Annotated in this window: 26 protein-coding genes; 13 read left to right on the top strand and 13 right to left on the bottom strand. The window is 60.7% G+C overall.

Annotation, left to right across the window (positions count from 1 at the left end; translation table 11 throughout):
• From ABEB25_RS12345 to ABEB25_RS12290, 12 genes are all read left to right on the top strand, one after another.
• Positions 1-545, top strand: a 545-nt coding sequence (locus ABEB25_RS12345) for a hypothetical protein (protein WP_345736713.1), incomplete at its 5' end; no start/stop codon positions are given.
• Between the two features lie 111 nt (positions 546-656).
• Positions 657-1,241: a hypothetical protein gene (locus ABEB25_RS12340; RefSeq protein ID WP_345736712.1), complete on the top strand. Its 585-nt coding sequence runs from the start codon at positions 657-659 to the stop codon at positions 1,239-1,241.
• 311 nt (positions 1,242-1,552) lie between these two features.
• Positions 1,553-2,452: an ATP-dependent DNA ligase gene (locus ABEB25_RS12335; RefSeq protein ID WP_345736711.1), complete on the top strand. Its 900-nt coding sequence runs from the start codon at positions 1,553-1,555 to the stop codon at positions 2,450-2,452.
• Between the two features lie 104 nt (positions 2,453-2,556).
• Positions 2,557-3,519, top strand: coding sequence for an amidoligase family protein (locus tag ABEB25_RS12330; RefSeq protein ID WP_345736710.1), 963 nt, complete (start codon positions 2,557-2,559; stop codon positions 3,517-3,519).
• Between the two features lie 108 nt (positions 3,520-3,627).
• Complete coding sequence (locus ABEB25_RS12325) at positions 3,628-4,230, top strand: class II glutamine amidotransferase domain-containing protein (RefSeq protein ID WP_345736709.1); 603 nt, start codon at positions 3,628-3,630, stop codon at positions 4,228-4,230.
• Between the two features lie 24 nt (positions 4,231-4,254).
• Positions 4,255-4,839: a hypothetical protein gene (locus tag ABEB25_RS12320; RefSeq protein ID WP_345736708.1), complete on the top strand. Its 585-nt coding sequence runs from the start codon at positions 4,255-4,257 to the stop codon at positions 4,837-4,839.
• Positions 4,832-5,008 carry a hypothetical protein gene (locus ABEB25_RS12315; RefSeq protein ID WP_345736707.1) on the top strand — a complete coding sequence of 59 codons (177 nt, stop codon included), beginning with the start codon at positions 4,832-4,834 and terminating at the stop codon, positions 5,006-5,008. The genes ABEB25_RS12320 and ABEB25_RS12315 overlap by 8 nt, the downstream gene beginning before the upstream one ends.
• Before the next feature lie 31 nt (positions 5,009-5,039).
• Complete coding sequence (locus ABEB25_RS12310; RefSeq protein ID WP_345736706.1) at positions 5,040-5,648, top strand: ATP-binding protein; 609 nt, start codon at positions 5,040-5,042, stop codon at positions 5,646-5,648.
• Positions 5,645-5,992 (top strand): DUF5983 family protein, encoded by a 348-nt coding sequence (locus ABEB25_RS12305; RefSeq protein WP_345736705.1) that lies wholly within the window; start codon positions 5,645-5,647, stop codon positions 5,990-5,992. Before ABEB25_RS12310 ends, ABEB25_RS12305 begins: the two co-directional genes overlap by 4 nt.
• Before the next feature lie 24 nt (positions 5,993-6,016).
• Positions 6,017-6,502 (top strand): DUF6908 domain-containing protein, encoded by a 486-nt coding sequence (locus tag ABEB25_RS12300; protein WP_345736704.1) that lies wholly within the window; start codon positions 6,017-6,019, stop codon positions 6,500-6,502.
• 18 nt (positions 6,503-6,520) lie between these two features.
• Positions 6,521-6,871: a hypothetical protein gene (locus ABEB25_RS12295; protein WP_345736703.1), complete on the top strand. Its 351-nt coding sequence runs from the start codon at positions 6,521-6,523 to the stop codon at positions 6,869-6,871.
• A 19-nt stretch (positions 6,872-6,890) separates the two neighbouring features.
• A complete protein-coding gene (locus ABEB25_RS12290; protein WP_345736702.1) occupies positions 6,891-7,895 on the top strand; it encodes an ATP-binding protein in 1,005 nt (334 codons plus the stop codon).
• A 134-nt stretch (positions 7,896-8,029) separates the two neighbouring features.
• Here ABEB25_RS12290 and ABEB25_RS12285 read toward each other — a convergent pair whose 3' ends face one another.
• The 12 genes from ABEB25_RS12285 to ABEB25_RS12230 form a co-directional block, all read right to left on the bottom strand.
• Positions 8,030-8,416 carry a hypothetical protein gene (locus ABEB25_RS12285; RefSeq protein ID WP_345736701.1) on the bottom strand — a complete coding sequence of 129 codons (387 nt, stop codon included), beginning with the start codon at positions 8,414-8,416 and terminating at the stop codon, positions 8,030-8,032.
• 8 nt (positions 8,417-8,424) lie between these two features.
• Positions 8,425-10,392 carry a heavy metal translocating P-type ATPase gene (locus tag ABEB25_RS12280; protein WP_345736700.1) on the bottom strand — a complete coding sequence of 656 codons (1,968 nt, stop codon included), beginning with the start codon at positions 10,390-10,392 and terminating at the stop codon, positions 8,425-8,427.
• 74 nt (positions 10,393-10,466) lie between these two features.
• Positions 10,467-10,943 (bottom strand): hypothetical protein, encoded by a 477-nt coding sequence (locus tag ABEB25_RS12275; RefSeq protein WP_345736699.1) that lies wholly within the window; start codon positions 10,941-10,943, stop codon positions 10,467-10,469.
• 98 nt (positions 10,944-11,041) lie between these two features.
• Positions 11,042-14,218, bottom strand: a complete 3,177-nt coding sequence (locus ABEB25_RS12270; RefSeq protein WP_345736698.1) for an efflux RND transporter permease subunit — start codon at positions 14,216-14,218, stop codon at positions 11,042-11,044.
• Between the two features lie 3 nt (positions 14,219-14,221).
• Positions 14,222-15,394: an efflux RND transporter periplasmic adaptor subunit gene (locus ABEB25_RS12265; protein WP_345736697.1), complete on the bottom strand. Its 1,173-nt coding sequence runs from the start codon at positions 15,392-15,394 to the stop codon at positions 14,222-14,224.
• A 21-nt stretch (positions 15,395-15,415) separates the two neighbouring features.
• Positions 15,416-16,666, bottom strand: coding sequence for a TolC family protein (locus ABEB25_RS12260; protein ID WP_345736696.1), 1,251 nt, complete (start codon positions 16,664-16,666; stop codon positions 15,416-15,418).
• 115 nt (positions 16,667-16,781) lie between these two features.
• A complete protein-coding gene (locus ABEB25_RS12255; RefSeq protein ID WP_345736695.1) occupies positions 16,782-17,231 on the bottom strand; it encodes a hypothetical protein in 450 nt (149 codons plus the stop codon).
• Positions 17,232-17,427: 196 nt separating this feature from the next.
• Positions 17,428-20,811, bottom strand: coding sequence for an efflux RND transporter permease subunit (locus tag ABEB25_RS12250; RefSeq protein WP_345736694.1), 3,384 nt, complete (start codon positions 20,809-20,811; stop codon positions 17,428-17,430).
• Entirely contained in the window at positions 20,808-22,508 is a 1,701-nt protein-coding gene (locus ABEB25_RS12245) for an efflux RND transporter periplasmic adaptor subunit (RefSeq protein WP_345736693.1), read from the bottom strand. The genes ABEB25_RS12250 and ABEB25_RS12245 overlap by 4 nt, the downstream gene beginning before the upstream one ends.
• Before the next feature lie 4 nt (positions 22,509-22,512).
• Entirely contained in the window at positions 22,513-23,784 is a 1,272-nt protein-coding gene (locus tag ABEB25_RS12240) for a TolC family protein (protein ID WP_294234264.1), read from the bottom strand.
• An 84-nt stretch (positions 23,785-23,868) separates the two neighbouring features.
• Positions 23,869-24,237 carry a hypothetical protein gene (locus tag ABEB25_RS12235; protein ID WP_294234261.1) on the bottom strand — a complete coding sequence of 123 codons (369 nt, stop codon included), beginning with the start codon at positions 24,235-24,237 and terminating at the stop codon, positions 23,869-23,871.
• Between the two features lie 122 nt (positions 24,238-24,359).
• Complete coding sequence (locus ABEB25_RS12230) at positions 24,360-25,502, bottom strand: putative iron-sulfur cluster-binding metallochaperone (RefSeq protein ID WP_294234258.1); 1,143 nt, start codon at positions 25,500-25,502, stop codon at positions 24,360-24,362.
• Between the two features lie 50 nt (positions 25,503-25,552).
• On the opposite strand from ABEB25_RS12230, the gene ABEB25_RS24505 reads away from it, so the two are divergent.
• A complete protein-coding gene (locus ABEB25_RS24505; protein ID WP_425572040.1) occupies positions 25,553-26,191 on the top strand; it encodes a MerR family transcriptional regulator in 639 nt (212 codons plus the stop codon).
• On the opposite strand, the gene ABEB25_RS12225 is transcribed toward ABEB25_RS24505, so the two are convergent.
• Positions 26,082-26,339, bottom strand: coding sequence for a hypothetical protein (locus ABEB25_RS12225; protein ID WP_294234256.1), 258 nt, complete (start codon positions 26,337-26,339; stop codon positions 26,082-26,084). The genes ABEB25_RS24505 and ABEB25_RS12225 overlap by 110 nt on opposite strands.
• Positions 26,340-26,430: the final 91 nt, after the last annotated feature.

Genomic DNA, 26,430 nt, shown 5'->3' with positions numbered 1-26,430 from the left:
ACTTCAAGGAGGATGCGATCATCATGCTCGATGACGACATCAGTGCGTGCGTCTGCATGGTATCGCTCCGCTGCCGCAAGCTGTCCGTGGAGGAAACGCTGCAAATGCTCAGCAACTCGGCCTACAATGCCCGTGGAGCTGGAGCACGCCTGTTTGGCTGGCATCAGCGCAGTGATCCGCGCCTGCTGCAACGCAATGACCCCTTTGGTGTGAACCATTGGGTGGGTGGAGCGGTGGGTGTGGTGCGCGATGCTGAAGGTGGCGTGCCGGTCTGGGACGAGCTGCTCAAGTGCAAGTGCGACATCGACGCCTCACTCCAGGAGCTTCTCGATAATCGCCTTGTCTGGAATGAGGCGCGGTTCTGCTTTGTGCAGGAGCGCGACAAGAACCTGGGCGGCAACTCGCTGTTCCGCAGTGCGGAGCGCATCGCCACTGAGAAGCGGCACCTCAAACGCAAGTGGAAGGCTCACATCGACTTCGGTGACTACAAGAGTCAGGAGCGCGTCTCGATGAGCGCCCCACGCCGCCAAAGCATTGCCCTGTGACGACGCACCCCAAGGCACCTCCCAAACCCTGCGACCTAACCAAACCCCACGGCATCATTTGGTGATGCAAACGGATGGAACCTCGAAGCCACGGTGACGAGGCATCCATTCATGGACCTCCCAGATCTCTTTCCCGCCAACCCCATGCAACTGCGCACGATTCGTCATTATAACTTCAGCGAGGTATCCTCTGCGATGCAGAAAGCCATCCGCCGTGGTGACGCGGCTCTGGCCGGTTACTGGGCGCTGGAACTGTGGAGCAGTGGCTTTGGCAAGTATGTGTGGAAGCGGCTGCTGACCATCAGCGCGGAGGATTGCTGGGGCATCCTGACTCAGGAGGTGAAGGCGCTGCATGACAGCTACTTGGTCATCAACGACGGCATCCCGCCGAAGCAGGCGAAGGGTCGCATCTTTATCAGCAAGGCAGTCATCCTACTGTGCCTGTCGAAGAAGAGCCGCGATCCCGATCATCTGCAAAACTACGTCTATGATCAGAGCGCAGGACTTGATCCTGACACGCTCGCCCAAGAACTGCGCAGCAGCGGTGAGTATGTCGCCATCCCTGAATATGCGTATGACTGCCACACACGCGAAGGCAAGAAGCGTGGCAAGACCAAGGCGGACTTCTTTAAAGCGGAGCAGGCAGCACTGGAGCCGCTGCAACCGGGTCTTTTCGATCATCTCATCGACGAGTGAGTTTTCGCGAAGGTCGCAACAAGGCACGCTGATAATCTCAACAAGTGCATGTGAGGCTGGGCTATACAGCCATACCTTGCGGAGCGGTCCCCATCGTAAAACGCTTCCTACGCGCCTTCACAAGGTCATGCTGATGCGGGGTGTTGATGGTTACAAACGAGTGCCGTTCAAATGGTGCCAATCATGGATGGACAACGGTGTCCTGCGACTCCGTCACATGGTGATCAAAACGGTGCGACACACAAGGTCACGGTGACGAGGCCGGAGGGAGCCCAGCCCAGCGCTGGTCAACAAGCCACCCCTCCATGCCCATGAACACCACCGCCTCATCGCCCATCACCAAACCCATGCTCGCCGACAAGTGCGAGCGTCTCCATGCCCTCAGCTTCCCGCTGCTCGCCACGCCCAAACTCGATGGCATCCGCTGCCTCAAGCTCAACGGACGTGCGCTGACCCGCAGTTTTAAACCCGTGTCCAACCGCTTCATCCGCGAGTGGATCGAAGGCAACCTGCCTGATGGGTTGGATGGCGAACTGATCGTGAAAGGCACCACCTTCAACGAAACCGCCGGGCATGTGGGCCGCGAGAGCGGTGAGCCTGACTTCACCTTCGCCGTCTTCGACTATGTGAGCGAGGGCATTGACGTTCCTTATGCCTGCCGGATGCAGGAACTGGCGCGTCTGCCTGATTACCAGCGCGTCGATAAAGTGCTGCCTGAGCAGATCCACACGCTCGATGATTTGATGTCCTATGAGGAGCGCTGCGTGAATGAAGGCTATGAAGGCGTCATGATCCGCACGCCGGGTTCCCCCTACAAGTGCGGGCGGTCCACGGAGCGCGAGGGCTACCTGCTCAAGATCAAACGCTTCGAGGACGCAGAGGCGGTGGTGCTCGACACTTACGAGGGCATGAGCAATCACAACGCGGCTGAGAAGGACGCGTTTGGCCGCACCAAACGCAGCATGGCGCAGTCCGGCATGGTCGGGCGCGGCGAACTCGGTGGCTTTGTCGTCAAGCATGTGGAGACGGGCATCGAGTTCCGGCTGGGTTACAACCATGTCGTCGGTGGTGTGGACCGCTTCACCCTGTGGCAGCAGCGTGAGTTGCTCATTGGCAGGATGGTGAAGTTCATGCACCAACCCAGCGGCGCAAAGGAAACGCCCAGGTTCCCGAAGTTCATCGGGTTCCGCGAGCTGTGGGACCTCTCATAAGCGGTTCGCTAAATGGTGATCAAAACGGTGCGACACACGCGGCCACGGTGACGAGGCCAAGGGGTGCCCTGCATGGGGCCAGCCACCCGCATCCATTCCTCCACATGAAACCCGCCGATCCCAAAGCCGCCCTCATCCAGTGGGGCATCGAACTGGAAACCCGCCTGCCTCAGACCAGCAACGTGTCGGTGGGCAACTATCACGCCGGGCATCCCGTCACCACTGGCATCACGCTGGCTGGTGGCCGCAGCAATGCTCCTGCCTTCAACGCCGACACATGGAAGGCGGAACGCGATGGCTCCATTCGCTGCGACGCCGGGCAGATACCCTGCGAGTTTGTCTCTCCCATCCTGCATGGCGAGCAGGGAGTGGAGCATCTGATCGGATTCGTTGAATGGCTCAATGCCCTCGGTGCCACGGTGGATCGCTCCTGCGGCTGTCACATCACCGTGGGCATTGAGTCCATCATCGGCACTTCCGACACGAAAGCGGTGAGCGAGTTCATCCGCAAACTCGCTCACATCGCCCGCTGGCACGCTCGCAGCCTCTACGGCCAGACCGGGACGGACCGCCACCTCAACCACTACAGCCACCCGCTGTATGAGCAGACCGCCGAGCACATGCTCAAAATAGTCACCTGCGAGGAGGAACGCGTGAAAGCCGAGTGCGCTGAGCAATGCGGGCGCGGCATGGTGAACTTTAGAAAAGCGTTCAAGCGTGACCGCAACGGGAGGTTCGTCGGAGTGGTGGAGTTCCGCGTCTTTGCCGGCACGCTGAACATCGAGAAGATCCTGCATCACCTCGCCAGCGTGCTCGGCCTGTGTCGCCGCGCTCACGAGGTCCAATGCCTCGGCGGGTTCGGCAAGAACAAGATCCAAGCCAAGCGCACCGCCACGGCCTCCGATGGGCTGCGCTTCCTGTGGGACTACCTCGGATGGACGGGCAGTGCGCGGCCCGTCGCTCTCGGCCTCTTCGGCAAACTGCACTCGGAGTTCCGCCACTACCGCAAGAACGCGCAGCGGCTCTGCCAGCAGTTCGATAGCCGCTACCCCGACGCGAACCTCTAACCCTTTGCCCGAGCTATACGCAGACTGCGGATAGATGGGCCAAACCCAAGAACAACGAACCCAAGAAACGAACCTGATATGTGTGTGATCCTGATATGTCCTGAAACTGTGCGCCCGAAGCCCGAGGTGCTGTATGCCTGTCATGAAGCCAACCCGCATGGTGCGGGCGTGGCATGGCGGGAAAGTGGCCGCGTAAAATGGCAGAAGAACCTCAGCACCGGTGAACTCATCACTCTGCTCAAGAAGCTGGAGGGCGAAGTGGTCATCCACTTCCGCTGGGCCAGCGTGGGCGGAGTTGATGCGCGATTGTGTCATCCCTTCCCTGTCACGCCGAAGGCCAGCATGAGCCTCTCGGGCATGGCCGAGAGCGTGCTGTTCCACAACGGCACATGGAGCGGGTATGTGGATGCCCTGATGCGGCTTGAGCAGCATCGCAAGGAGCCGCTGCCGACCTCGCCGATGAGTGACACCCGCGCAGCGGCACTGGTGGTCCACACCACCGGCCCTGAGGCGCTCAATAAGCTGCCAGGGCGCTGGGTGTGGATGAACGCTCATGAAACCCGCCTCTTCGGTCCATGGGAAGCGTGGCGAGGCATGAAAGTGAGCAACACGTTCTTCCTGCCACGCCTGAAATCTGCACAAGCACGCCGCAAGGCTACGCAGCCTGCGGATCACCTTCCCCGCCACCAGTCCTGCCTTTTTGCCTGCTAACCCAAAACCCAAAACAAAACGACAATGAAACTCTTCAAACTAATCGCCAGCCGTGCTGGCCAAGTCCTGTTCGATGACCGTGTAGAGGCCGACTCCCCGCGTGAAGCCCGTGAACAAATGAAAGCCCTGATGGGGCTCAACTCGCTGACCGGTGTGGTGTATGCCATCACGGAAATCCCCATCGAGCTGATCCAGAGCATCGTCGATGCGCGGCTCGTCGAGGCCCTGCAACGCCTCAATGGTGGGCAAGCTCCGGCCACGGTCGAGCAGATGATCCGCCCCATTGCGAGTGCGGCAGTCAGAGAACAACTCGCCAACCTGCGCGAAGCCCGCATCACGCCTGATGATCCGCCGCCACCGCCGCAGCGCTTTGATGCGTTCACGCCTGCGGTGGACCAGATCATCGGCACGCCCACGCCCACGTCCACGCCGCCGAAGCCGCGACGCAAGCTCACAAGTGTGACCACCAATGGCACGCTGGTGGACTGGAAAGCGGTGAAGCGGTTGTATCGCCGCACCGGTTCCATCAAGCAGGCCGCCGCGCAGTTTAAGTTGTCGGTGAACTCCGTGAAAGCACGCATCCGTCGGGAGGGCTGGACCCATGACTGATCGGCTCACCATCACCAAGTATGGTTCGCGGTACTGGGCCGTGTGGTTCGACGGCGAACTGCTGGCCGTCACGCTCTACAAGAAGGGCGCACGGGCCATCACGGCCGCGATTACGACGCTCTCCACGACTCATGGAAAGGAGGTCCATCATGGCATCCAAGCCGCGTGAACGTGTTCTCAAACAAGCTCCATCATCGCCGATGAACTGGCGACCACGCACGGCGGAGGACTTGATCGGCCAGGCCAAACGTGTGGCGATGGCGCAGGCGAGCAAAGCCAAGCGGCTTGCCAGTGATCCTTCAGCCACGATGAAGCTCCTGCTCTATGGCCCGCCGGGTGTGGGCAAGACCAGCGTGGTGGAACTGGTGGCATTGCAGTTGGCCGGCACGCCGCTGTCCATCGAGGACTACAACGGACGTGAAGTAACAGTGGACCTCGTGCGCGAGTGGATGCGACAGCTTCCTTATGGCAGCCTGTTCAGTTCATGGTCGGTCAAGATCGTCAATGAGCTGGACCGCTGTTCCCGTGAAGCGCAGGACTTGTTGCTCACCTACCTGGACCGTCTGCCTCCGGGCCGCGCGTTCCTCGGCACGAGCAACCTGCAATTAGACCTGCTGACCGAGCGGTTCCAGACGCGGTTCCAAGCCATCAAGCTGCTGCCTCCGACCACGGAGGAACTGGCGGCGTTCCTGAGCGCCCATTGGGCCGTGCCCTCCGTCACCGCGAACCAAATCGCCGTGGGCAGCGGCGGCTGTGTGCGGGCCGCGCTCGCCGATCTCGAATCCTATCTCGACCACCAACCCTCATGAGCCTGTTCACTACCGCCCAAATCCCCATCCTTCACGACAGCACCGGCCCATGGATCATGCATGTGCCCGTGGTGTCCACACGGCACATCCCACCGAGCGAAGCTGAGGCCTTGCTGCGGCTTCGACCGCTGGAGTGCCGTTCACCGGATGATCCGCCCCTGTTGGCCCACCTCCTCGATGGCGTGGGTCATCTGTTCCTCATCGAAGATCTCGATGCCGATGAAATGACGACGTTCCCGCACCTGCGCGGCGTGCTCTTGGCCATCAAGGCTCGTGGCTACGCCTATGCGCGCCTCGATGCCGATGGCGAAATCTTTTCGGACCTGCCGCTCTTCGAGTGGTGACCCCCAACCCCATACCAAACGACCATGCAAAACATCCAGACGATGATTGATCAACACGGCGGCTTTGAAGCTGTCCGCACCCGCTACCTCCGCCTCGAGAACCCGCCGTTCATGCGGCTGGTGATCGAGGTGATCGGTGGCCCCTATCTGAACGGTGCCTATGAACTCAGCATCGCGCATTACTCTGAACAGAACGGCGATGCGATGCGCGATCCAGAACTCACGTTCCTCGTGGTGCCTTCGGCAGAGGGCACGACATGGACGCCACTCACCTATGAAAACAGTTACCTCGGAGCCTACCAAGTGGTGGCAGAGGTGAGCCGCGAAGGCTTGGTCAAGGTGAAGCAGTCACAGTGGATGAAGGAGCTGCGCAGCTTCGCCAAACAGTGGGACCTAAACATCAAGCAGCAGGGGTTTATGGAGGTGTTCGAGCGCCAATATGGTGTCGCAAACGGCGCGACAACGGAGGGCACGGTGACGAGGCAAGGAGACGGCCCACAAGGGCAATGAACCTGAACCCACCTACCCATGAGCAAGAAAGACATGATCGAACAACTGCGCCACCGCCTTGCCAGCAACGACCGCTGGGCACTGCGTGCCCTGATGCGCATCTACCAGAACCAGACCGCCGACGAGCAATGCCGGGAAACCACCATCGAACGCAACGGCATCGGGTTCACCGGACCTGATGCGGAAATCCTGACCAGCTTCGCCCGTCATTATCAGCGACGCGGCAGCTTGAGCGAACGCCAGATGATCATCCTGCGCCGACGCATCCCCGCCTATGCGCGCCAGATCGTGCAAGGCAGCGACACCACGCGCCTTGAGGCGGCATTTTCCAGCACTGTAACTACGCAAGCTGCGGAGCCGAATGGCTGAACCCAAACATCCTACCACCATGCCCACACGAACCGACCCAGAAATCGAACTGCCAGCCGATGCAGCCACCTCCGACGATCACCGTAACCCGCGTCGCCGCAGGAGGGATCGCGATGAAGAGGAGCCGCCCCCTGATGTGGGGATGCTGGTCCAGCCGGAGTCCCGTCACGACCTCGACAAGCTGATCCTACATCCTGAGGTGAAGACCGACATCCTTGCCGGTCTGCGAGCGTTGGAGATCCGCGCTGACCTGGACCGCATCTGGAACCTGAGCGCCATCCAACCGCAGCAGGGCCGCTGCATCCTGAACTTCTACGGCCCGCCCGGAACCGGCAAGACGCGCGCAGCCCTCGGCATCGCGCTGCGCCTTGGAAAGCCGCTCTATCAAGTGGACTACAGCGCGGTCATCTCGAAATACCTCGGCGACACCGCCAAGCACATCAAAGCCGCCTTTTCTGCTGCCCGTGAACACGACGCCGTGCTGTTCTTCGATGAAGCTGACAGCCTGCTTTCCAAGCGTGTATCAACCGGCGAATCCTGCTCAACTTCCATCAACCAGAACCGCAACTGCCTGATGCAGGAACTGGATCGCTTCGATGGCGTGGTAATCGTGACGACGAACCTTTTCGAGAACTATGACCCCGCGCTGCTTCGCCGCATCCAGCGCCACATCAAGTTCCGCGTTCCTAACGCCTCCATGCGCCGGGAGTTGTTTGCCCTTCATCTCCCCAACCCGGATCGGGTGCAGGCTGATTACGCGGTTCTCGCGGAGCTATCGAAGGGACTCAGCGGCGGGGACATCCTGAACATTTGCATCAACGCAATCTATGCCGGCAGCACGAACCCGAACCCGGAGCAGTGGATGGTTACGCAGACGATGTTGGAGCGAGAGATTGCTAAGGCGAAGAAGGCCAAGGCAGAGCACTCGGGAGAGAAGGGCAAGAGCCGGAGAAGGATTGGTTTTCTCGATTGCTGTTCCTCTTTCCAAAAGCAAGACACTCACTCGCGGATGCGCTCGGCGTAGTCGTGGGCGTCGTGGTTTTCATTTCCGGGTATGACGGGCCATGATTGTTAATCGGAGTTCGTGAGGATAGGTCACTTTCCTCGCTTAGAGCGAATCCGATGCAGGGTAACAACGATCCATGTGACGAGGATTTGTCAGTGCTTGCCTTCGCTCTGCTCCATCGCACGCATGAATCGCGCACCGTCTTCGGGGGACATTAGTCGGCTGATCTCCTCATGGTGACGGTGCTTGTCTTCACCAGTGCGAGAGGGCTTGATGGTGAAGGGGCTGCCGTTGCCGTGGAAGTCGATTTCGATCTGCTGGATGAGTTCTGCCTGCGCTTCGTTGATGTGATAGGTGGCCTTCCATATCTGCACCGTCTTTGAGATGGAGGTGGTCTGCTGGTGGATGGAGGAAAAGTGCAGGACAAGCGCCGGAATGGCCAGGAGCAGGATCGGCACGCCGATGAGCAAGGCCTTGTCGCGAGGGGCCAAGGCAGTCGGAGTGGCCGATGCTTTCTTTTTGCGGGAGAGCTTGCTCATTGGGCCTGCTATTTGAGGTTTTTCGCTCCGCCTAACAACCTCAGCGCATTCATGATGACGAGCAGTGTGGCTCCGGTGTCGGCGAGGATGGCGAGCCAGAGGCTGGTGTGGCCGGTGAAGGCGAGGATGAGGAAGATGGCTTTCACGACGAGGGCGAAGGCGACGTTGAACTGGATGATGCGCAGCGTTCTCCGACCTAGCCCGATGGCTTCGGCCACGCGGGTGAGGTCGTCTTGCATGAGGGCCATGTCGGCGGTCTCGATGGCGGTGTCGCTGCCGATGGCTCCCATGGCGATGCCGACACTGGCGAGTGCGAGCGCGGGGGCATCGTTCACGCCATCACCGATCATGCCGACGTACTGATGCTCGGCCATGAGGCGCTTGATGTGCTCGATCTTCTGCTCGGGCATGAGATCGCCATAAGCTTCGTCGATGCCTGCTTGCCGAGCGATGGCATCGACGGTGCGCTGGTTGTCGCCGCTGAGCATGACGACTTTTTCAAGGCCTGCGTCATGGAGCAGGGTGAGAGCGTTGGCGGCTTCGGGGCGCATGGTGTCGCCGATGGCAAGAATGCCGAGTATTTTGCCCTCACAGCCTTCATGCGGGGTGTGGCCGAGGATGGCGAGGGACTGGCCTTGGTTTTCGATCTCGGTAAGGCGGGCTTCGATCTCGGGTGAGCAGATGCCGAGTTCATGCGCCATCTTGTGATTGCCGATGAAGTGCGGGTGCCCGTCGATGACGGCAGTGGCACCACGTCCGGTGACGGATTGATACTGTGTGGACTCGCTCCAAGAGATGCCTTTGGCCTGTGCGGCAGCGACGACGGCCTTTGCCAGCGGGTGCTCGGAATGCGCGTCGATGGCAGCGGCACGTCGCAGGACTTCATCTTCGGTCATGTCACTGATGGGGATGACGCCTGTGACTTGCGGCCTGCCTTGCGTGATGGTGCCGGTCTTGTCCACGGCGAGGGCACGCAGCTTGCCGACGGCTTCGAGATGTGCGCCGCCTTTGATGAGCACGCCGCGTCGTGCGAGCGCAGTGAGGCCGGAGACAATCGAGACAGGTGTGGCAATGACGAGCGCACAGGGGCAGGCGATGACGAGCAGCACGAGGGCGCGATACGTCCACTCCGACCACGCGCCGCCCATGAGCAGCGGCGGCAGCAGGGCAACCAAGAGCGCGACCCCAAACACGGCGGGTGTGTAGATGGTGGCGAACTTGTCCACGAAGCGCTGCGTGGGGGCTTTCTGCTCCTCGGCTTCTTCCACGAGCTTGATGATGCGGGCGAGTGTGGAGTCGCTGGCCGCTTTGGTGACACGCACGGTGAGCGAGCCTTCACCATTGATAGTGCCTGCAAAAACGGGGTCGCCGGGCTTTTTCTCCACAGGCACGGACTCGCCGGTGATGGGCGCTTGATTGACGGAGGAGGCTCCAGTGATGACCTCTCCATCCAGCGGGATGCTGCTGCCACTGCGCACGCTGATTTCGCTGCCGATGGTGACTTCTGCTACGGGCACTTCTTTGGCAACGCCATCAGCTCCGCGCACGAGCGCGGTCTGCGGCGTGAGTTTTAATAAAGCGGCGATGGCACGCCGCGCTCTGCCGACACTCCAGGACTCCAGCAGTTCGGACAAGGCGAAGAGAAACACCACGGCGGCCCCTTCTGCGCCTTCACCCACGAGCCATGCGCCGGTCACAGCCACAGTCATGAGCACGTTCATATCGAGCCGCAGTTTCTTCAATGCCTTGAACGCAGCGGGGAAGACGAGCAAGCCACCCGCGAGTGTGGCAAGGGCATAGCAGCTCGTGTGCAGCAGCGGTGGCCCGAGTTTAAGCCATTGCAAAAGCATCCCGGCTCCCAGCAGTGCGCCGGAGGCGATGACGAGCGCATTGCGCGGCAGTGGTGTGTCGTCATGCCCGTGCTCGCATGAGCCGCAGGACTTGGGTTCAGATTCGTCGTGGTGTTCGGTGCTCATGGTCAGTGATAATCACCAGCGCCGCTCCCTTGAAGAAGGCGGCGCTGGTGAGGTGGCGGGCGCTGATGTGAGGGCTATTTCTTCTCCTCTTCACCGTGGGCGCAGGTGCAGGCGTATTCCTTGTTCTTGCAGGTGGGGCACTGTTCGAGGTTCAGGTTGAACTTCTCGGTGACGGCCTTGGCACCTTCCTTCTCGCGGATTTGCACCACGGTGGGGAGGTCGTTGCCTTCGGGGACGGCTTTGTCGCTGATGAGCATGTTGCCGTCCTTGGTGAAGCTCAGCTTGGTTGGGGCGGAGCGATCGCCAAGGGTGACGCTGATGACTTGTGCTCCAGGGGCGACGACTTTCATGTCGTCGTCAATGAAGCGGATTTCGACCTTCTTGTCTTTGTTCACGAAGAACTCGACGTGAGGCTCGACTTCGGTGATGAGCTTGCCGCCGGTGGGACCGGCTTTGGCTGCATGTTCGTGGTCGTGCTTGTCTTTGTCAGCAGCCGTGGCGGTGAAGGCCAAAGCGAGAGTGAGCAGTGTGGTGGTGAGCAGTTTTTTCATGATGTTTGTTTGTCTGGTTTGGTTTGGATTCAGTTTGGTTTGGTTTTGCCTTGGCGGCGGTGGCTCTGATGAGTTCGTCGCTTTGGAAATTCATTTGGCTAGTGCGATGCAGGTGCATCATTCTCGATGGCACTGGCGGCGGCTTTTCTGCCGAAGGTGTAAAAGACGGTGGGCGTGACGCCGAGGCCGAGCAGTGTGCTGGTGACGAGGCCACCGACGATGACGACGGCGACGGGGTGGAGGATTTCCTTCCCCGGCTGATCGGCGGCGAGCACCAGCGGGATGAGGCCGATGCCTGCGGCAAGCGCGGTCATGAGCACGGGGACGAGACGTTCCTTGGTGCCGCGAATGACCATCTTCTTCGTGAAGCTCTCACCTTCGTGCTGCATGAGGTGCAGATAGTGGCTGATGAGCATGATGCTGTTACGAGCGGCGACACCGGCCACCGCGATGAAGCCGACGAGCGTGGCGATGCTGATGTTGTTCAGCTTGAAGTAGGTGAAGACCAGGCCGCCGACGAGGGCGAGCGGGATGTCGCAGAGCACCTGGAGGGCGAAGAACGGCGTGCGAAAGTAGCCATAGAGCAGGAAGGCGATGACGGCCAGGATGACGAGGGTGAAGATGGCGATGCGCTGCGTGGCCTCCTGCTGCGCCTGGAACTCGCCCTCGAAGGTGATGAAGTAACCTTCAGGCATCTGCACTTTCGCGGTGACTTCATCCCGCAGTTTGACGACGAGGTTGGACACGTCCTGCACGGTTGGTTTGATGGCGAGGGCGAAGCGGCGCTGCGAGTTCTCGCGGAAGATGACGTTCGGGCCTTTGGCCTCGCGCACATCGGCGACGAGGGAAAGCGGGATGCGCTGGCCTTCACCGGCTTCAATCGGCAGTTCGGCGATTTTGTCCGGCGAATCGCGCCACTGGACGGGCAGGCGGGTGACGAGATTCACGGCTCGCTGGCCTTCGCGCAGTTCGGCGACTTCTTTGCCACCGATCAGAGCGGAGAGCTGATCGTTGAGTTTGCCGGGGGCGATGCCATAGGCTTTGGCACGGTCACGGTCAGCCTCGATGCGGAGCTGCGGGATGGATGAGGTTTGGTCGAGTTTGCAATCCTCAAAGCCAGGGATGGTTTTGGCGATGGTCTGAATCTCGATGCCGATCTGCCGTAGCTTGTCGAGGTCGGGGCCGAAGACCTTGATGGCAACGGGTGCGGACACGCCGCTCATCATGTGGCCGATGCGGTCGGCAAGCGGGCCGCTGACGACGGCGAAGACGCCGGGCACGGTTTTGAGCTTCGCGGTGATGTCGGCGAGGATGTCTTTGCGATTGCGGCCTTTGCCCTCATGCCCGTCCTCGGTTTCAGGTTCACGGAAGTCCACGTCAAACTCGGCGGTGGAGACAGGGACGACGTGGTCGCCACGCTCGGCACGGCCAAGACGACGCCCGACTTTGCGCACCTCCGGCACACTGAGGATCTGCTGCTCGATGACATCGGAGATTTTGTTCATTTCCTCCAGCGAGGTGCCTGGCGCGGCGGTGGCGGCGACGAGGGCGGTTTCCTCCTGGAACTTGGGCAGGAAATCCTTGTTCATCTTCGGATACAGCGAGAACGCGGCGATGACGATCATGAGGACGATGCCGAGCATGACGAGCGGCTGGCTGAGGCCGAAGCGCAGCAGGGTGTTTTCCAGCAGCCATTTCATGCCACGGGTGAGGAAGCCGTCCTTGTGCTCGTGGCCGTGCTTGGGATTGAGCAGCATGGAGCACAGCACGGGGATGGCGGTGAGAGAGACGATGAAAGAGGCCATCATCGAAATGATCGTGGCGATGGCGATGGGAGCGAACAGCTTTCCCTCGACACCCGTGAGGCCGAGCAGCGGCAGGAACACCAAGATGATGAGCACCGTGGCGTAGAGGATGGAGTTTCGCACTTCGCCGGAAGCGCGGGCGATGACTTGCAGGCGCGGATGTGGCTGTGCCAGACCAGCGTTCTCTCGCAGTCGGCGGAAGACGTTTTCCACATCCACGATGGCGTCATCCACCACCATGCCGATGGCGACGGCGAGGCCGCCGAGGGTCATGCTGTTCACGCTGATGTCGAGCCACTTGAAGACCAGCATCGTGATGCCGAAGGAGAGCGGCATCGCCATGAGGGTGATGAAGGTCGTGCGGAAGTTCAGCAGGAACAGAAACAGAATGATCGTGACCATGATGGCCCCGTCGCGGATGGCTTCGGTGAGATTGCCGATGGCATTGTCGATGAAGTCCTTTTGCTGGAACAGCAGCGTGGTTTCCACGCCTTGCGGGAAGGTGGGCTTGAGTTCATCGAGCGCGGTTTTGATCTGCTCGGTGAGCTTTCTTGTATCAAAGCCGGGCGCTTTGGTGATGGACATGATGACGCCGTAAGTGGCGGATTTTTCCGGGGCGACGCTGACCGTGGCATCGCCGCGCATCGGCTCGATGCCCCAGACGACATCGGCCACGTCGCCGATGGAGATGGGGCGGTCGTTGATCTTCTTGATGACGGTGCGGGCGATGTCGTCCAGCTCCACAGTCATCGCGAGATTGCGCACCATGATCTCCGTGGGGCCGGTGTTGATGAAACCGCCCGTGGTGGTGTTCGCGGCTTCAGTCGCCGCTTCTTCCAGCTCGTCAAAGCTGATGCCGTTGGCCTGCATCTTGTAGGGATCGGGTTGAATCTCAATGCGCTTCACGCCGCCGCCCATGTTGAGGATTTCAGCGATGCCGGAGATGCTTTGCAGGCGGCGCTTCACCGTCCAATCCGCCAGCGAACGCACCTCACGCGGAGGCAGATAGCCAGCCTCGCCTTCCTTGATCGTTGAGCGCACGCCGACGAGCAAAATCTCGCCCATGAGGGATGCGACTGGCGTCATGAAAGGCTGCACGCCTTCCGGCAACTGCTCACGCACGCCTTGCAGGCGCTCCTGCACGAGCATACGCGCCTTGTAGATGTCCATGTCCCAGCCGAACTCGGCATAGACAAGGGAGAGCGCCACGTCGGAGTTCGAGCGCAGGCGGGTGAGGCCAGCCACGCCCATGAGGGCGCTTTCGATGGGCTGGGTGACACGCATTTCGACTTCCTCCGGCGCGAGGCCGGGAGATTCCGTCAAGATGATGACAGTGGGCTTGGTGAGGTCTGGCAGCACCTCCACAGGCAGCTCGGTGGCTGTTTTGAGGCCCATCACCATGAGGATGAGCGCGGTGCCGATGATGAGCGCCCGGCTGGCGAGCGCCCAATGGATCATTTTGTTCAGCATGGCTTACGCAGCCTCCTTTTCAGCGGGTTTCGGGGCGGGGGCTTCGTCCGCGTCAGGACGGCTTTTCTTGGTGAAGAGCGAAAGCAGCAAGAGCACGAACAAGACACCGCAGCCATACTTCCACAGCGGGCTGGCACCTTCTTCCTCGCCGTGTCCATGACCGTCGCCGCCCTTTTTGGCAGCTTCCATCTCGGCTTTCTTCTCCGGTGTCAGCTCTCCACCATCAGCAGCGTGTTCATGGCCGTGAGCGGCATCCAGCGCCTCTTTTAGAGAGACACTGCTGGCTCCGGCGAAGGAGAGTGAGTAAGCACCGCGAGTCACAACCTCATCCGCAGGCAGCAGGCCGTTGGTGATCTCGACAAAGCGGTCATTGATCTCACCGACGGTGACAGCCGTTTTCACAAAGGCATTCGCCAGATCGAAATCCTTCACATAGACGAAACGGTTCCCGCCTTCGCCCTGCAAAGCAGCACGCGGCACGCTGACCACGTTGCTGCGCTTGCTCATGACGATGCTGAACTCCGCCCGCATGTCGGCGCGGAGCTGGCCGCCGGTGTTTGGCAGGCGGAAGATGGCGTCAATGGTGCCACTGGCCTTGTCCGCGCTGGTGCCAAAGCGCAGCAGCTCGCCATCGAACTTTTCATTGGGCAGCGCGGCCACTTTGATGTGCGCCACGGTGCCTGTCTTCATGCGTCCGGCCTGATGCTCTGGCACACGGGCCACGGCATAGACCTCACTCAGGTCGGTGATTTCCAGCATGGCCTTCTCAGGATCAATGGGGTCGCCAAGCCGTGCATCCACATGGGTGACGAGTCCGCTGAGCGGTGCCTTGAGCGAGATCACCGGCGGTGGATCGCCGGGTTGACGGCTCTCCACCTTCGCGACTTCATCGCCCAGCTTCACCGTGTCTCCGGGCGTAAGTTTCAACTCAATGATGCGGCCAGGAATGCGGCTGCTGACAGCGGCGACTTTGCTGGGAATGGCCTCGATGCGGCCCAGCGAGAAGATCGTGGCCTCGAAGTCGGTTTCCTCGACTTCGACAGTCTCGATGCGGAGGTTTTTCACGCCAGTTTCATCCAGCACGACGGTGTTGGCCGCGCGTTTGGCATCTGCGGCGGCAGCGGTGATGCCGGTCAAAGACAGACAGAGGAATAAATGAGCCAGGGGTCGTTTCATGATGAGATAGAAGATGGAAGATTAGCGGACGGGTTTGGGTGCAGGTGTGGCCGGGGCGTGCTTGCCGATGGCGGTCTCGTAGCGGATGCGGGCAAGGTGAAAGTCCCGCACGGCATCCAGCGCAGCGGCTTCCAGTTGCAGGCGTTGCTCGCGGGCGCGGAGGATGGTGAGCAGGTCGGTCTGGCCGCTCTCGTAGGCTTTCTCCAGCTTGCCTGTTTGCTCGATGACGAGCGGTAGCAGCTTATCGCGGGTTTCGCGGGCCAGATCATGGCTCATCTGCATGTCTTTCCGCGCATTCTCAGCATCGCTGCGGATTTGCTTGCCGAGGGCTGCTTGCTCCAGGCGCACACGCTCTGCGGCGGCGGTCTTCTCAGCCACTTGCCCTTCATTCTTGTTCCAGAAAGGCAAGGGAAGCGAGATGCGGAAGCCAATCACGCCATTGGTTCTGCGATCATCGCCTGGGGCGTTCTGAGTCTCAGGCCCGGCGAAGATGCCCGCGCTTAGGTCCTGCCACTTGTTGGCTTTGGCGAGGCCGATGTCCGTCTGCGAGGCGATGACCTTGGCCTCGGCGAGCTGGTAGTCGGCCCGCAGCACCCAGTTCGCTCCTTTGCCTGGCACGTTCATTTCAGGGAGCTTGCCGGAGAGTGACAACGCATCATCAGGATCGAGATTCAGCATGGGCTTGAGCGTGCCCAGCAGGCTGCGGCTCTCGCCTTCCAGCTTGCGGGCCTCAACGATGAGGCGCTGGGCGTCCACCTGGGCCTGGGCGGCATCCAGCGCGGAGAGTTCACCTGCCTTGGCACGTCCAGTGACGAACTCGGATAGCTTCGTCGCCAGCTCCGTCTGCTGCTGGCGCAAACTCCTCTGCTGCTCGATGGCGAGAATCTGCACCGCCAAGGTCTGCGCCTCAGAAATCAAACGCCGCTCGGCATCTTTCACCTCCAGCTCCGCAGCGGTGACAAGCTGCGCGGTGAGCTGCTTCTCCAGCCGTAAGCGCTTGGTGATGGGGAACGATTGATCGAGCGAAAACATGACCTCACCTGGCGAAAGGTAGGTTTCATTGCGCGAATCCAGGCCCACGGTGGGATTGGAAAGACGCCCCGCGCCGAGCTGGCGACCGCGAGCTTCCTCCACGGCCATGCGAGCGGCTTTCAGCGATGGATGAGCCGCACGGACACGCGGCCCGATGTCGGAGAGGGAAAGGGTGAGGGCCGGAGCAGATGAAACAGCCGCCAGGAACAACGAGAAGGTGAGAGAAATGGAACGAAGCATGAGAAGGGTGGTGGGTTGAGGTTTGCAGGCGTGGACATGCCGTGCCTGGAAGTGCAAAAGGAAATGCCAGTGAGCCTCAGCCGTCAGTCGTGGACGGCAGCGCTGGCAGCCTGCCTCAAACCAAAATCACCATGCAACGCGCCACCTGCACTGCGGCAGATGGCGGACTGTCTCCCCCGGTGTCCAGGGGCGTCTTCATTGAAACATCTTCCACGAGCGTGAGCATCAGCGCCCACTCATGCACCGGCAGCTCGGCGATCTGCACCGCCACAAAGACCGGAATGGCGACCGCTACCAGACTGGAAGGAGCGGCCTGCATGTCCACGCTTAGCGGCGCATGATGCTCCTTCTCGCCCTGGTCGCCGCACTCTTTGCTGGAGCTTTCTTCGCATGGAGCTTCGTGCTCGTGGTCATCAACGATCACACGATGACAGTGCTCAGCCTTTGTTTCCACCGACTCCTCGCCATGAGCACAAGCATAACCACGCTGCACCCCAAACACCTGCGCACACGCAACGACCAGAATGGCCAGCGTGGGGAGGATGCGTTTGCAGAGAGCGGACATGCGACGTGCTAAGATGTGCTCTTGGTGGGTTTATTCAATTTTAATTTTGAAGCCCCTGATTCCGTGGCGGAGATCAGGGGCATTCGCGTCGCATCCAATCACTCATCGTAGATGCAGGCATACTTCGGGTTGCCGCAGGGGCCGCCGCAAATGTGGAGCTGGAGCTTGTTGATGAGGCTCGCACGGGCTGGCAAGCTCACGCGGGGTCTGCGTTGGGCGTCAAGGTGATTGCCGCCCGTGAGCCTTTCTTGAACTCACGCCCGCGCAGCCAGAGGAAGATGACGGGCGTGACGATGAGGATGTGGATGAGGCTGGAGATCATGCCGCCGATGACGGGGGTGGCGAGGGGTTGCATGACTTCGGAGCCTTGGCGGTGGCTCCACATGATGGGCAGCAGGGAGGCGACGATGGTGGCGACGGTCATGACTTTGGGCCGCAGGCGGAGGCGTGCGCCGTCTTTGACGGCTTGCACGAGATCGCTGTAGGCGAAGGCGGCTCCGAGCTGGGCCATGCGGGCTTTTACGGTTTCTTCGAGATACACGACCATGACGACGCCGGTCTGCACGGCGGTGCCAAAGAGGGCGATGTAACCGACCCAGACGGCTCCGTTGAAATTGTAGCCGAGGAGTTTTTGCAGCAGCACTCCACCGCTGAGAGCGAAGGGCACGGCGAGCATGACGTGCGCGGCTTCCAGGGCGCTGTGATAGACGATGTAGAGCAGCACGAAGATGATGAGCAGCACGATGGGGAAGACGATCTGCATGGTCTGCACGAAGCGGCGCTGGTTTTCATACTCGCCGGTCATTTTGTAGGTCATGCCTTCCCAATCAATCGTCTTGAGCTTCTGCTCGACTTCTTGAACAAAGCCGCCGAGGTCACGATCCTGCACGTTGGCCTGCACATAGGAACGAAGACGACCGTTCTCGCTGGCGATCTCGTTGGCACCGACCTCGCGGGTGATCTTGGCGACCATGCCGAGTGGGATGTAGGTGACGGGTGTGTTTCCCGCGCTTGAGGCCATGCCTGCGGCTGCGCCTCCGGTCATGCCACCGCCGCCGCCCATCGGCGCTGCACCTGATGCACTCATGCCCTGACGTGCGGCCACGAGGATGCTGCTGAGCTTTTCGATGTCATCACGCTCGCCGCGCTGCACGCGGATCTGAATGGGGAAGCGCTGCCGGCCTTCGATGGTGGTGCTGACGTTCTTGCCGCCGATGGCGATCTCCACGGCATCGAGCACGTCCTTGGCGCTGAGGCCGTAGCGGGCCATCGCTTGACGATCCACCTGCACGTTGAGGTAGGGCTTGCCCTGCACACGAGAGGGCGAGACTCCGGCGGCTCCTTCGATGCTGTTGATGAGTTTTTCGACCTCGAAGGCCTTGCGTTGGATCGCATCAAGATTGTCGCCATAGATCTTCACGCCGACCTGTGCGCGGATGCCGGTGTAGAGCATGAGGATGCGGTTTTCGATGGGTTGCAGGAAGGCGGGCACATAGCCGGGCACTTGCTTCATCTTTTCAGTCAGCTCGGCTTTGAGTTTTTCGACGGTCATGCCGTCACGCCACGCTGGATTGCGTTTCACGCTCCAGCGGCCATCGGGGATGTATTCGGGCTTGAGCATGATGGTCGTCTCCAGCATCTCGGTGGGCGCGGGATCGGTGGCGGTTTCAAAACGGCCCAGCTTGCCCGCCACGGATTCGACTTCGGGCGTGGCGGCGATGACGGTGTCCTGCCAGGACATGACGCGCTGGATTTCCTTGAGACCGGTCTTGGGCATCATCACTGGCATGTAGAGCAGGCTGCCTTCATTGAGCGGCGGCATGAACTCTTTGCCAAAACCGGTCACGGCATCGGCGAGGCGGGGATAGCCTGCATCGCGGATTTGCTTCACCGTGCTGCGGGGCAATCCAAACGCGGTGAGCAGCGAGACACCGAGGATCATCATCGCCATGCCGATGACGGTTTTGCGGTGATTGAGCGCCCAGTTCAGCGTCGGCTCATAGAGCCTCAGTAGGAACTTCATCACGACGTTGCTTTCCTCGGAATGAAACGGGCCGCGCACGAGCAGCGAGCACAACACCGGCACCAGCGTGACGGCGAGCAGTGTGGAGCCGATCATGGCGAAGGTCTTGGTGAAGGCGAGCGGGTGAAATAGTTTTCCTTCTTGCCCGCTGAGCGCAAAGACGGGCACGAAAGCGAGAATGATGATCGCCATGGCGAAGAAGATGGGCCGCCCGACCTGCGTGCAGGCGGCGAGGGTGACGTCCCAGGTTTGTTGAGCGCTGAGCCGCCCGCCTTTCTTGTGCTCGGCTTCCTCGCAGTGTCGGATGACGTTTTCTGTGACGACGATGGCCGCGTCCACCAGCACGCCGATGGCGATGGCGATGCCGGTGAGGGACATGATGTTGCTGGTGATGCCAAACTCCTTCATCAGCAGGAAGGAGATCAAAATGGAGATCGGCAGCGGCAGCGTGACGATGAGGATGCTGCGGAAGTGCCAGAGGAAGATGATGTGCGCGAGCGTGACGAGGATGAACTCCTCCAGCAGCGCGTGCTTGAGCGTGCCGATGGTGTTGTCGATCAGCTCGCTGCGGTCATAGAAAGGCTTGATGGTGACGCCCGGCGGCAGACTGGGGGCGATCTGGGCGATCTTTTCTTTGATGCGCTCAATCACTGCTTTCGCGTTTTCGCCGGTGCGCATGACGACGGTGCCGCCCACGGCTTCATGGCCGTTCAAGTCGAGCGCACCACGGCGGAAGTCGCCGCCGATCTGCACGGTGGCGATGTCTTTCAAATAGACCGGCGTGCCTTCCATCGCCTTCACGGTGACGAGTTCGAGGTCTTCCACACTGGTGACGAGGCCGATGCCGCGCAGCACGAACTCCGCGCCATTTTCCTCCACCACCTTGCCGCCGACATTGAGGTTGGCGCTCTGCACGGCGGTCATCACATCCATGAGCGTGACGTTGGTGGCACGCATCTTGGTGGAGTTCAGCTCCACCTGATACTGCTTCACGAAGCCGCCGATGCTCGCCACCTCGGCGACACCCTGCACGCTGGCGAGCTGGTAGCGCACATACCAATCTTGCAGCGAGCGGAGTTGCGCGAGGTCGTAGCCGCCATCCTTGGCCTGCGTGGCATCGACCGCGAAGTAATACTGATACACCCAGCCGAGGCCGGAGGCGTCGGGGCCGAGCTGCGGCTTCACGCCCTCGGGCATGGAGGCTTGCAGATAGTTCAGCCGCTCCAGCACCCGCGCCCGCGCAAAGTAAGTGTCCACCTTGTCCTCAAAGATGATGGTGATGAGCGAGAAGCCGAACATGGAGGTGGCCCGCACTTCTTTGACGCCAGCGAGACCTTGCAGACCTGTGGAAAGCGGGAACGTGACTTGATCCTCGACTTCCTGCGGACTGCGGCCCATGAAGTCGGCATAAACGAGCACCTGGTTCTCCGTGAGATCAGGGATGGCATCCACCGGCGTGAGGTAGATGGCACGGACACCGAGCGCGATGAGGAGAAGCGCCGCACAGGCGACGAGGAACCGGTTTTTCAGGCTCCAGTGAATGATGGCTTCGATCATGGCAGCGCCTCCCCTGGTTTGATCTCTTTCACACATTCCAGCATGTCAGCGCCGAAGTAGGGATTGTGTCCTGGGCGTGTGCCGAGCTGCACCCAGCGGCCTTTGGCGGGGACATCGGGGATGATTTGATTCACCATCATGCATTCCCAGACTTTGAACTCGGGAGCGCCCTTGGCGGTGCGCAGAGGCTCGATCAAAGCGGTGACTGCGGTGGAAAAGGTGTGGAAGGCGATGCGTGCCTTCATGATGTCCGTGAAGCCGTGGAAATGCCGCGCTTTGTCTAGCGCATCGAGTTTGGGCTTCAGGGCGGCGTTGGATTTCAGAGTGTCGATCAGCTCGCCGGTCTGCATCATCGCGGGTTCGCTGGCTTTATTGAAGGCGGCGAGATCGTCGGCGGAGAGGGCGGCAGCCATCGCGTCGGCCACTTTGATGAAGTTGCTGATGACTTGCTGCTGCGGTGCGGTGAGATCGGGCATCGCCATGGCGGGTGCCATCGGCTGCACTGGCGACATGAAGGAGCGGTTCATCTCCGCCTGTCCGTCGATGAGCAGGTTGCCATTCGTCACGATCTTGTCGCCGGGCTTGATGCCGGAAAGTATTTCCAGCAGCGAGTCGCCGCGCCGCCCGATCTTCACCACGCTACGCGCATAGGCACCACCGCCTTGATCGACATAGACCACGGCCTCGGGGCCGGTCTGCATGACGGTGGACTTTGGCACGGTGAGCACTTCCCGCAGCTCCACCTTCACCGAGCCATCGGCATAGAGACGATGCAGCAATTCGCGGCGGCCGTTCACGAGTGGATTTGGCAGTTCCACACGAACTTGGGTTGAACGCGTCGCTTCATCAAAGTTCGGGTCGATGAAAGTGATCTCACCTGTGAAGGTTTTGCCGGGAACCGAAGGCGTGGTGACCTCTACCTTTTGCCCGAGCTTGATCCAGGGCATGTCCTGCTCGTAGGCGCGAAATTGAAACCACATGATGCTGAAGTCGGCGATGGCGAAGAGTTTCTGCCCCATGGTGACATACTGGCCTTCATAAACATCATGCTCGACCACCGTGCCGGTCAGCGGGGATAGAATCTCCGAGTTCAGCGCATCGGCGGGCTTTTTCTCCAGCGCCTCGATCTGTGCCGGAGTGAGGCCCATCTGCCGCAGCCGCAGCGCGGTGTTCTTTTTCAGTTCACCCGTGAGCTGGCGATACTCCCGCTCGGCCTGTAGCAGTGCGGGGCTGTAGATCAGAGCCAGCGGCTCCCCTGCGACCACTTCAACGCCATGATGATTGGCAAAGAGCTGGTCCACGCGGCCATCCACATAGGCACTGATGATCCGATGCCGCCGCTCGTCATCATCCATCATCCCTGCCACGCGAAGCGTCTTCATAAGCGGCTGCACTTTGGCCTCCACGGTCTGCACCTGCATGACCTGGATTTGATTCTGCGTGAGCGGCACCACATCGCCGCCACCTGCGTCGAAACCTTTGTCTCCTTCATAAACGGGCGTCAGCTCCATGCCGCAGATGGTGCAGCGGCCCGGCTTGTCGCTTTTGATCCAGGGGTGCATGGCGCTCTGATAAAAAAGCACCTTCCGCTCTGTGGATGCGGGCGCGGTGCTCATGCTGGATGAATGATTGCCGCGCAAGAACCAGCCTGCGGCGGCTGCGGCGACGAGAAGAATGAGTGTGAGGAAAGTTTTCATGGGATCAGGGACGTGAGGGTTGTGCGAAGCCGCCGGTGAGTGCGGTGAGGTTTTGCAGGGCAACCTGCCAGGTGGCGAGCGCCCGCTGGTGCTCCATGTGCGCCTCCAGCAGGGCGCGGCGGGCATCGAGCACATCGAGCAGCGTGGCCTTGGACGACACCCAGGCGTTTTGCAGCGACTCGACGGTCTTCTCTGACTTTGGCACTACCTCCGTGACGTAGGCGTTCACGAGTTGCTGGTTGTTCCGGGCTTCGGTGATGAAGACGGAGAGCTGGGTGTAGAGCGTGCGCTGTTGCGCGGCCAGATCACCCTGCGCGGCTTCGTGCAGTTGGTCGGCGCGGGCGATGTCGGCCTCGTAGGCTTTGCGATTGAACCACGGCAGCGTCATTTTGAAGTTCAGCATCGCCATCGTGTCCTGAAGGGTGCCCTGGGAGTAGGTGTTGACCTGGAGGCCCATGGAGAAGGCGGGCTTGCGCTTCTCACGCGCTGCCATGGTTTCCGCCTGCGCGGCTTCGATCTGATGGCGCAGCGAGGCGAGCGCGGGATTGTCCCGCTCCAGTCGCACTTTCAGCGCCGTGGCACTGGCGTGATCCTGAGCCTGCGCGGGAAGTGACAAAGACGGCCACGGGGCATCCGCAGCACGGCCCAGCAAGAGATTCAGTGTGGTGGCGAACTGGCCGCGCTGACGCCGCGCACTGGCGAGCACTTGCTGCTTCACCGCGAGTTCGCTTTCCAGTCGCAGCGTTTCCGTGGCGCTGGCATCGGGGTTCTTTGCGCGTTCTTCCGCCGTCTTCACGATGGTTTCCAGCCAGGCCACGTTCTCAGCTTGAAGCCGGATCACCTCATCCGAGAGAGCGAGTTCCAGAGTTGCCTGAGCCACCATGAGGCCCAGCTCATTCGCGATCTGTTTCTGCATCGCGGCTTGGGCGAGCTGTTCGGCAGTGGCGCGGCTTTTCTCCGCACGATACAGTCCGCGACGAGGCAGCATTTGATCCACGCCCACGGCGATGTCCCCCTGGCCCTGGCGGTTCATGTTGCTGGCAAACAAAGTGCCCAAGCCGAGCTGCGGGTCTTCCCAAAGGCGAATGGAGCCGATGGCCGACGTGGCCGCCTGAGTGCGGGCAGCGGCGGCCTGCACGGAGGGATGCGTGGCGGCGGCTTCTTTGGCGAGCCGCTGGATGAGCGCCGGAGTGGCGGGAGTGCTGTCGGCGGCCTGGGCCGCGAGTGCTGCTGCCAGGGACAGCGCCAGGGCAGAAAGTGATGATGTGGTCTTCATGGTATCCTCATTGAAAAAATGCTTCGTTTCGGGTCCGTGCCTCGCGTGATGCGGGCACAATGCGCCTGTGAAAACGAGCTTTCGTCAGATGAGGAGGGCGCAGTGCAGCGCCAGAGCAGGCGGGCAGTGCGGCAGGAAGGCATCCGGTGCCAGAGGCCGTGCCGCTTTCTGCAAAACGAGCGGAGCGAACGTCTGCGTGAAAACATTCACCAGCACCGGCATGAACTTGACCGGCTGGCCCTGCGAAGCGGGGGCTGCGGGCGCAGGCTTTGCCGGCTTTTGCATCGGGGCCATGCCGCATTCACACACCGGGCCTGAACAGCAACCGAGTGTGCAAGGGGCAGCTTTGGCTTCCTTGCCTTGCATGCATGAAGGGCGGGAGACAGACGCACCCGCCACCTGCACCATCAGGAAGATGGCGGCGAGGATGAGTCTGGTGCAGGCGTGTTTCATGGGGGCAAAGTCAGTTGGGTGTGGCGGGTGTAACTCCTTGCGTGAGCTAACCCCTCAAAATCGCTCGAAAATGTCTGGTGGCAAGTTTAGCGGGTGAGGTATTCAAAGATGTCAAATGCAGGTCAGGGTTTTGCTGGCAGTAGCGAATTCTTGGCTGGTTCGACGGTATAGCCCGCTTCGCTTAACGCCTGTCGCACTGCGACGATTGTCTGCCGAGTATCCGCTGTGACGGTGGAGACATGAACAGTGCGCGTGGCGTAGTTCACTTCGGTGGCTAGCACCCCGGGAATGTGGCGCAGAGATTCGTTCAGTCCGGTGGCGCAGGCTTCACAGGTCATTCCGCCGACGGTCAGAGTGGTGACCTCGCCGCCGGTTTCATGGGAGGTCGAGTTACCGGAGGTGGCAAGCCAGCCTGCATACTTCGGGAAGGCCGCGAAGACAAGGACGAGGGCCGTGGCTAGCCAGAGCATCCAGCAGGAGCGCTTGCGTGCGCCGGAATTGGTGGTGCAAGCGCCGTCAACATCGCAGCAGTTGTTGCGGAAATAGACCAGGTAGAACCCGGCCCCGAGCAGCACAAAGGTGATGCCCAGCAGCACTGGACGCCAGGTCTCGAAGAAGCCGGATACTCCCGCCGTCGAGGCACCGAAGGCGATGAGCAGCAAAGGCAGCCAGCAGCACGCGGAGGCTAGCATGGCGCTGAAGACCGCGCCGAGTCCAAGCCAGCCGCTTCGCGGGCGCGGGGTGGTCGTTTTCGTTTTGACAGCCGATGCGTCTGTGGTGCAGCAGGAACCGCAATCGGTTTCTCTACTCGTGGTTGCGTCCTGCACGCTTTGCGCCGATTTCACCACCTTGGAGACATTGCCGAGGCAGCAGGAGCCCTGCGGATTGTTGCGCTCGCAGGCATCGAGTCCTTTGGAGCAGTTGTCCTTGATCGCTTGCGGCACGGAGGAGCGCCCGGCTTTCTTCACCTCCGCTGTGATCTCCTCCACGGTATGCGAAAAACAGTAGCAGACAGGACGCCGGGGATCGTCGCTCTTTTGAAAGACCGGGTGGCGCACCTGGTCCAGCGAGATCGTCACGCCACCTTCCTCCCGGTAATAGACGACGGGGCAGTCGCGTTGGGCACAGAAGCGGAAGCCCTCCTGCGACGGCAGGGCGGCAAGCGTGTCCTCCTTCACCTGAGCGGCGAGGGTGAGGTCACTGATTTTTTTCCCGGTCTGCTGGCAGAGTGGGCAGGCGTTACTGGTGGTGATTGCCGTTTTCATAGGGATTGAAGGTGCGCCTTGAAGTATGGTATAAGGTCAACAACGATTTTATGTCCGAGCAACTAATCTTGATCGGCGCTCTCGCCACCCAGGCGGGCGTCAGCACGCAGACCATCCGCTTCTATGAGAGGGAGGGCTTGCTGCCCCGGCCCAAGCGCTCGCCCGGCGGCTACCGCGTCTATCCCGTCGCGGTCGTCGCGGAGATTCAGTTCATCCGGGAATGTCTCACGGCGGGCTTCACTCTGCGGGAGATCAAGCCAATGCTGCGCGGCCAGTCGCATGAGAGCGCTTTCGATTGTAAAAAAATATCCGAAGTTCTGAAACAGAAAATCCGCCGCATCGACGAGCAAATGGAGTCGTTGCGAACGATCCGAATCTCACTGAGCGACCTTCTGAGTGAATGTGGCGTCAGTCCGAACGCCCAAACCTGCCGGGCACTAGACACGCTTCGTGCAGGTGGGAGCGTCAAAAACTCTGGTATCCGTTCTGTCCCCCCCAGCCAGAGGAAGGGCGACGAGGTGATACTCCTGAGTGAAGAGGGGGTGATGCCCCGTATAGGCGTGCCCCTCAAACACGCTCTTATTTCTTCTCCGCCGCCTTTACTTTGGCGACATACTTGGCGGCTTCTTTTTGAAAGTCCTTCGTGCAGGCTTTGCAGCAAAGATACACGTCAGTGCCTTCGTGGGTGACTTTGACGGCCTTGCCCATGGTGCCGAGGTCTTCATCGGAGACGACGCACTTTTTGAGTGGGTAGGTGGCTGGGACGCCAGCATCAGCGGCGGATGCGATGCCTGCGCCGAGGAGCAGACTGGAGAGGAGGGTGAGGACGAGTTTCATGATGGATTCAGAGTTTGGGTTTGTGGTTGTCCAAAGATGCGGACGTTGGGTTCAACGCCGATGCTGTGCTGACCCCTCAAGTTTCTTTTTT

It is taken from the genome of Prosthecobacter algae (assembly GCF_039542385.1).
GTDB classification, from domain to species: Bacteria; Verrucomicrobiota; Verrucomicrobiia; order Verrucomicrobiales; family Verrucomicrobiaceae; genus Prosthecobacter; species Prosthecobacter algae.
Note: the sequence above shows the minus strand (reverse complement) of the source record. Positions and strands in the feature narration are given on the sequence as shown.

Bases quoted from the DNA above. Each gene is read 5' to 3' on its own strand.
- ABEB25_RS12335 (WP_345736711.1), top strand. From the start codon at position 1,553: ATGAACACCACCGCCTCATCGCCCATCACCAAACCCATGCTCGCCGAC.
- ABEB25_RS12270 (WP_345736698.1), bottom strand. From the start codon at position 14,218: ATGCTGAACAAAATGATCCATTGGGCGCTCGCCAGCCGGGCGCTCATC.
- ABEB25_RS12250 (WP_345736694.1), bottom strand. From the start codon at position 20,811: ATGATCGAAGCCATCATTCACTGGAGCCTGAAAAACCGGTTCCTCGTC.
- ABEB25_RS12315 (WP_345736707.1), top strand. From the start codon at position 4,832: ATGACTGATCGGCTCACCATCACCAAGTATGGTTCGCGGTACTGGGCC.
- ABEB25_RS12230 (WP_294234258.1), bottom strand. From the start codon at position 25,502: ATGAAAACGGCAATCACCACCAGTAACGCCTGCCCACTCTGCCAGCAG.
- ABEB25_RS12280 (WP_345736700.1), bottom strand. From the start codon at position 10,392: ATGAGCACCGAACACCACGACGAATCTGAACCCAAGTCCTGCGGCTCA.
- ABEB25_RS12275 (WP_345736699.1), bottom strand. From the start codon at position 10,943: ATGAAAAAACTGCTCACCACCACACTGCTCACTCTCGCTTTGGCCTTC.
- ABEB25_RS12305 (WP_345736705.1), top strand. From the start codon at position 5,645: ATGAGCCTGTTCACTACCGCCCAAATCCCCATCCTTCACGACAGCACC.
- ABEB25_RS12330 (WP_345736710.1), top strand. From the start codon at position 2,557: ATGAAACCCGCCGATCCCAAAGCCGCCCTCATCCAGTGGGGCATCGAA.
- ABEB25_RS12235 (WP_294234261.1), bottom strand. From the start codon at position 24,237: ATGAAACACGCCTGCACCAGACTCATCCTCGCCGCCATCTTCCTGATG.
- ABEB25_RS12265 (WP_345736697.1), bottom strand. From the start codon at position 15,394: ATGAAACGACCCCTGGCTCATTTATTCCTCTGTCTGTCTTTGACCGGC.
- ABEB25_RS12300 (WP_345736704.1), top strand. From the start codon at position 6,017: ATGCAAAACATCCAGACGATGATTGATCAACACGGCGGCTTTGAAGCT.
- ABEB25_RS12255 (WP_345736695.1), bottom strand. From the start codon at position 17,231: ATGTCCGCTCTCTGCAAACGCATCCTCCCCACGCTGGCCATTCTGGTC.
- ABEB25_RS12225 (WP_294234256.1), bottom strand. From the start codon at position 26,339: ATGAAACTCGTCCTCACCCTCCTCTCCAGTCTGCTCCTCGGCGCAGGC.
- ABEB25_RS12340 (WP_345736712.1), top strand. From the start codon at position 657: ATGGACCTCCCAGATCTCTTTCCCGCCAACCCCATGCAACTGCGCACG.
- ABEB25_RS12320 (WP_345736708.1), top strand. From the start codon at position 4,255: ATGAAACTCTTCAAACTAATCGCCAGCCGTGCTGGCCAAGTCCTGTTC.
- ABEB25_RS12295 (WP_345736703.1), top strand. From the start codon at position 6,521: ATGAGCAAGAAAGACATGATCGAACAACTGCGCCACCGCCTTGCCAGC.
- ABEB25_RS12285 (WP_345736701.1), bottom strand. From the start codon at position 8,416: ATGAGCAAGCTCTCCCGCAAAAAGAAAGCATCGGCCACTCCGACTGCC.
- ABEB25_RS12240 (WP_294234264.1), bottom strand. From the start codon at position 23,784: ATGAAGACCACATCATCACTTTCTGCCCTGGCGCTGTCCCTGGCAGCA.
- ABEB25_RS12310 (WP_345736706.1), top strand. From the start codon at position 5,040: ATGAACTGGCGACCACGCACGGCGGAGGACTTGATCGGCCAGGCCAAA.
- ABEB25_RS12260 (WP_345736696.1), bottom strand. From the start codon at position 16,666: ATGCTTCGTTCCATTTCTCTCACCTTCTCGTTGTTCCTGGCGGCTGTT.
- ABEB25_RS24505 (WP_425572040.1), top strand. From the start codon at position 25,553: ATGTCCGAGCAACTAATCTTGATCGGCGCTCTCGCCACCCAGGCGGGC.
- ABEB25_RS12290 (WP_345736702.1), top strand. From the start codon at position 6,891: ATGCCCACACGAACCGACCCAGAAATCGAACTGCCAGCCGATGCAGCC.
- ABEB25_RS12245 (WP_345736693.1), bottom strand. From the start codon at position 22,508: ATGAAAACTTTCCTCACACTCATTCTTCTCGTCGCCGCAGCCGCCGCA.